Below are 4502 nucleotides of genomic sequence, written 5' to 3'. Positions count from 1 at the left end.
CTTGTGTCTCGCCTGAGGAAAGGGCGTGAAAAGACGCGTCATTCTTTTTTTGAGTCAGCCGCTTTTTTCCGTTAAGCCACTCGTTTGTGACCGGCTCGTTCATAGTCTCTCGTTTGTTCAATGACTAAGTGCGACAAGAACAACATTCCAATCAAGTTCGGAATCATCATTAATCCATTTGCAATATCTGCGACCAGCCACAACGGTTCTAATTGCGCGACAGCACCATAACAGGCTGCGAGCGCAAAGAACACGCGGTATCCTTCGTTGAAGCGTGTCGTACCGCTCAAGTACTCCAAGCACTTCTCTCCATAGACATACCACCCAATGATTGTTGAATAACCGAAGAAGAAGACGGAGAAAGCGACAGTCCATTCTCCAAATGATCCAAGAACACTCGCAAAGGCGGTTGCTGTCAGTGCTGCCCCGGAAAGATTCGCATCATGCATCATACCTGAATGTAGCCCACCTGATGGATCCCAAAAACCTGTCGTCAGAAGGACAAGTGCCGTCATCGTACAGACGATCAAGGTCACGATGAAGGTACTCGTCATCGAAATCAATCCTTGTTCGGCCGGACGCTCACTTTTGGCAGATCCAGCAATCAAGGCTGCAGTCCCAAGTCCTGCTTCGTTCGTAAAAATTCCCCGCGCTACACCAACTTGCATTGCCATCATGATCGATACACCGGTGAAGGCTCCCGCAGGCGCAAGCGGCTGGAAGGCGTACTCAAAGATTAAACCAAAGGCTGGTAGAATCTGATCTGCCTTCAATACTAAAAGGACACAAGCGGCACCGATATAGAGTAAGCTCATGATCGGAACGAAGATCGTCGAGATTGCACTGACGCGTTCGAGCCCACCACGAATCGATACATAAACCGCAATTGCGAGCAGAATGCCGAACACTAGCAGCGGCATACGGAACGATTGCTCAAGCACCGTTGCCATCGCATTCGCTTGCACCGTATTCCCAACACCAAATGATGCGATCAAACCAAATACTGCAAACAGGATGGCGAGGAATTTAAATTTAGGTCCTAGTCCCTTTTCGATATAATACATCGGTCCACTGACGGCTTCGCCGCGTTCGTTTCGACTTCTAAAGAGAATGGCAAGGAGGCTTTCTGCATATTTCGTCGCCATTCCAATTAAACCGATGACCCACATCCAAAAGACTGCGCCCGGTCCGCCCATCGTCAAGGCGACTGCGATCCCTGCGATGTTTCCGTTTCCGATCGTCGCCGCGAGGGACGTCATCAACATCTGAAAGCTACTGATTTCACCTTCACCTTGCCCTGATTTTTGAACAGATAATTGAAACGCTTGTTTTAAGCGCCGAAACTGAAGACCACGTAAGCGGATCGTAAAGTACACTCCTGTTCCTACCAACAACACCATACTCGGAATCCCCCAGACCCAAGCCGATATCAGACGTAATACTTCCATGCCATTTCATCCTCTCTCTCATTTCCGAGGCTTACCGTAGCATGTAGTTGTGTTTTCTTACAATACAAAAGAATATTTTTTGTGATTTTACACAATAGAAGATATACTAAAACTATCGAGTGAAAGAGAAAGAAGGGAAATCCCATGTTAGAAGCTTCATATCATTCCTTAGACGACTTAGCGGAAGCAATCGGTATTGCCTTGAATGCCCCGATTACGATTGAAGATCGCAATCACCGCCTTCTTGCGTATAGTACACATACAGCTGATACCGACCCTGCCCGTGTCGCAACGATCATTGGTCGCCGGGTACCGGAATCGGTCATCGACCAACTCTGGAAAGATGAAGTCATCCAGAGCCTTGCTACACAAGATGATCCACTCATTATTTCTGCACGCACGGATGTCGGACTGAATGACCGTGTCGCCATTGCGATCAAGCAAGATTCAGAAATTCTCGGCTATATTTGGTCGATTGCTCGAAGCACGCCGTTTACTCCTTCGGAACTAGCGGACTTAAAGAAAGGAGCTCTACTTGCTCAACGTCAGTTACTGGCGATTGACATGCAGAAAAAACGGAAGGAAGAGCAAACGGAACAGTTCTTCTTCGAGTTATTACATGAAGAACTATCCGAGTCGGAGATTCTGAAAATGTTCTCTAAACTCCATGTCGCACCACCCGGCATCAGTCGCTTGACGGTCATTCGTTTTTCAGAGGCAATCACACCGCGTCTCGCCGATCGCCTGCGCTATTTATTGACGATTCAGCAGACGGTTCGTCCGTTACTTTATGCATATGACGAGACGGATTTTATCTTGTGGATCAGCACAAACGACCGCGACGCAGAACAAGAACGTCTGCAGTTCGACGCCTTCATCCAGTCGTTTCGACAATTACTCGCGGAGCGGTTCGATTATACGGACTTCGTCGCAGCAAGTAGTGAAGTCTTCACCGGCGTCCAAGCCATTCCCGAGCGCTATGAAGAAGCGGGCATCGTCTTGCGTCTGAAAGACGCCTTTCCATTCGAGCTGAAGAACGTGACCCGTTACGAACGCCTCGGTCTATTCCAGCTCTTACCGATTTTCTCAGAGCGTTTGCGACGGCGGACGGTTCGCTTGGAAGAAATCGAACGGTTGCGCGCTTATGATGTGAAACATGCCTCCTCCTTATGTGAGACGTTAGAATGGTTCCTTCATTATGATGGGAACGTCAAACAAGTCGCCTCCCATCTCCATGTCCACCCGAATACGATCCTCTATCGGATGCGACGAATCGAGGAGGAAGCGGGCATTCGAATGGAATCTTTACCTGAACGTTCCTTACTTTATTTGTACCTAAAAGCAGACCGATATCCTTTGTGATTTTTCACAAAGGATATCGGTTATTTTTGAAAACGCCGATAAAGTAGAACGCTTTCATTTCTCGTATACTGAAGATGAAGAGAAATTGATTTGTTTATTTGCGAAAGGGGATCGCGTTCACATGATCATTGGAGTATTAAAGGAAATCAAAAACAACGAAAACCGTGTTGCATTAACACCTGCCGGGGTAGCAGCGTTACATGCACAAGGACATCGTGTCATCATTGAATCGATGGCAGGTATGGGGAGTGGCTTCACGAACGAAGAGTACGTCAAAGCAGGTGCTGAAATCATCGCGACTGCTGCTGAAGTCTGGGCAACAGCCGAACTTGCTTTAAAAGTTAAAGAGCCGATCGCTTCAGAGTACCAATACTTCCGTCCGGATCTAACATTGTTCACGTATCTTCACCTAGCGGCTGAGCCAGAATTGACACGTGCACTCGTTGATTCAAACATCACAGCAATCGCTTATGAGACGGTTGAGAAGAACCGCACACTTCCATTGTTAACACCAATGAGTGAAGTCGCAGGACGTATGGCATCACAAATCGGTGCACAGTTCTTAGAAAAACCACACGGTGGTATGGGCATCCTGCTTGCAGGTGTTCCTGGGGTTCGTCGTGGAAAAGTCACAGTCATCGGTGGTGGTGTCGTCGGAACGAACGCTGCGAAACTCGCAGTTGGTCTCGGTGCGGATGTCACGATCATCGATGTCAGCCCAGAGCGCCTTCGTCAGCTCGATGATATCTTCGGTAACTCGATCAACACGTTGATCTCCAACCCGTACACGATTGCTGAAGCGGTCGCTGAAAGTGATCTCGTCATCGGTGCCGTCTTGATTCCAGGTGCAAAAGCACCGAAACTCGTCACTGCCGATATGGTCAAACGCATGAAGCCGGGCGCTGTCATCGTTGACGTTGCCATCGACCAAGGTGGTATCTTCGAGACGGTCGACCGTATCTCGACGCATGATGACCCAACATATGAAAAATTCGGTGTCGTTCATTACGCAGTCGCGAACATGCCAGGTGCTGTTCCACGTACGTCTACACTAGCGTTGACGAACGCAACGCTTCCGTATGTCCTTGAGCTCGCGAACAAAGGCACACACCGTGCGCTTGCTGAAAACGATGCTCTTGAAAAAGGATTAAACGTCGCACAAGGATTCGTCACGTACGAAGCCGTCGCACGCGATCTCGGATACACGTACAAATCCGTTGAAGATGTGCTTCACCTACACGCATAATCTTGAAAGTAGAAATAGTCGATGATTCCTTTTTGAGGAACCATCGACTATTTTTTATTACTTCTTGAGGCAACACTCGGCTTGTCATATGATGAGAAACGAAGACTTATGATTTTGAACTAGTAGAGGGGATCTCATTACATGACACAAACCATAACCGCCCATTCTCATGAACTCCAGAGCCACGTCGCTGAAGTCGCGTTACTCGAAACACTGACATCCGATACAGAAGAGAGCGTACGTATTGCCGCAACCGAGCGCTTACGTGTTTTCGTCCCATCTCATCCATTGCTCAACATTGCTACAGCTCATTCCCTTTACTTCAAGAACGAACACACTCAAGCGCGCCAACTGATCGAAGAGACACATCAGCAACTCGGCGAACATGTGCAAGGATACATACTCCTCGGTATCATCAGTGAAGAGGAAGGGTATATGCACGAAGC

3 protein-coding genes and 1 pseudogene are annotated in these 4502 nt (G+C 48.2%); 3 read left to right on the top strand and 1 reads right to left on the bottom strand.

Annotated elements, in window-relative coordinates:
* Positions 1 to 71: 71 nt before the first annotated feature.
* On the bottom strand, positions 72 to 1448 hold the full coding sequence (locus F8N00_RS16345; protein ID WP_075642917.1) for an alanine/glycine:cation symporter family protein: 1377 nt from the start codon (positions 1446 to 1448) through the stop codon (positions 72 to 74).
* A gap of 144 nt (positions 1449 to 1592) precedes the next feature.
* On the opposite strand from F8N00_RS16345, the gene F8N00_RS16340 reads away from it, so the two are divergent.
* From F8N00_RS16340 to F8N00_RS16330, 3 genes and pseudogenes are all read left to right on the top strand, one after another.
* Positions 1593 to 2810: a PucR family transcriptional regulator gene (locus F8N00_RS16340; protein WP_035395605.1), complete on the top strand. Its 1218-nt coding sequence runs from the start codon at positions 1593 to 1595 to the stop codon at positions 2808 to 2810.
* A gap of 121 nt (positions 2811 to 2931) precedes the next feature.
* Entirely contained in the window at positions 2932 to 4056 is a 1125-nt protein-coding gene (gene ald / locus F8N00_RS16335; RefSeq protein ID WP_029342897.1) for an alanine dehydrogenase, read from the top strand.
* Between the two features lie 141 nt (positions 4057 to 4197).
* Positions 4198 to 4502: pseudogene (locus F8N00_RS16330) on the top strand (hypothetical protein); the annotation flags it as partial.

Origin of the sequence: Exiguobacterium sp. A1_3_1 (assembly GCF_048985645.1) — a bacterium.
In the GTDB taxonomy this organism is placed as follows: domain Bacteria; phylum Bacillota; class Bacilli; order Exiguobacteriales; family Exiguobacteriaceae; genus Exiguobacterium_A; species Exiguobacterium_A indicum.
The sequence above is the reverse complement of the archived record's forward strand: the minus strand, read 5'-3'. Positions and strand labels throughout refer to the sequence as shown.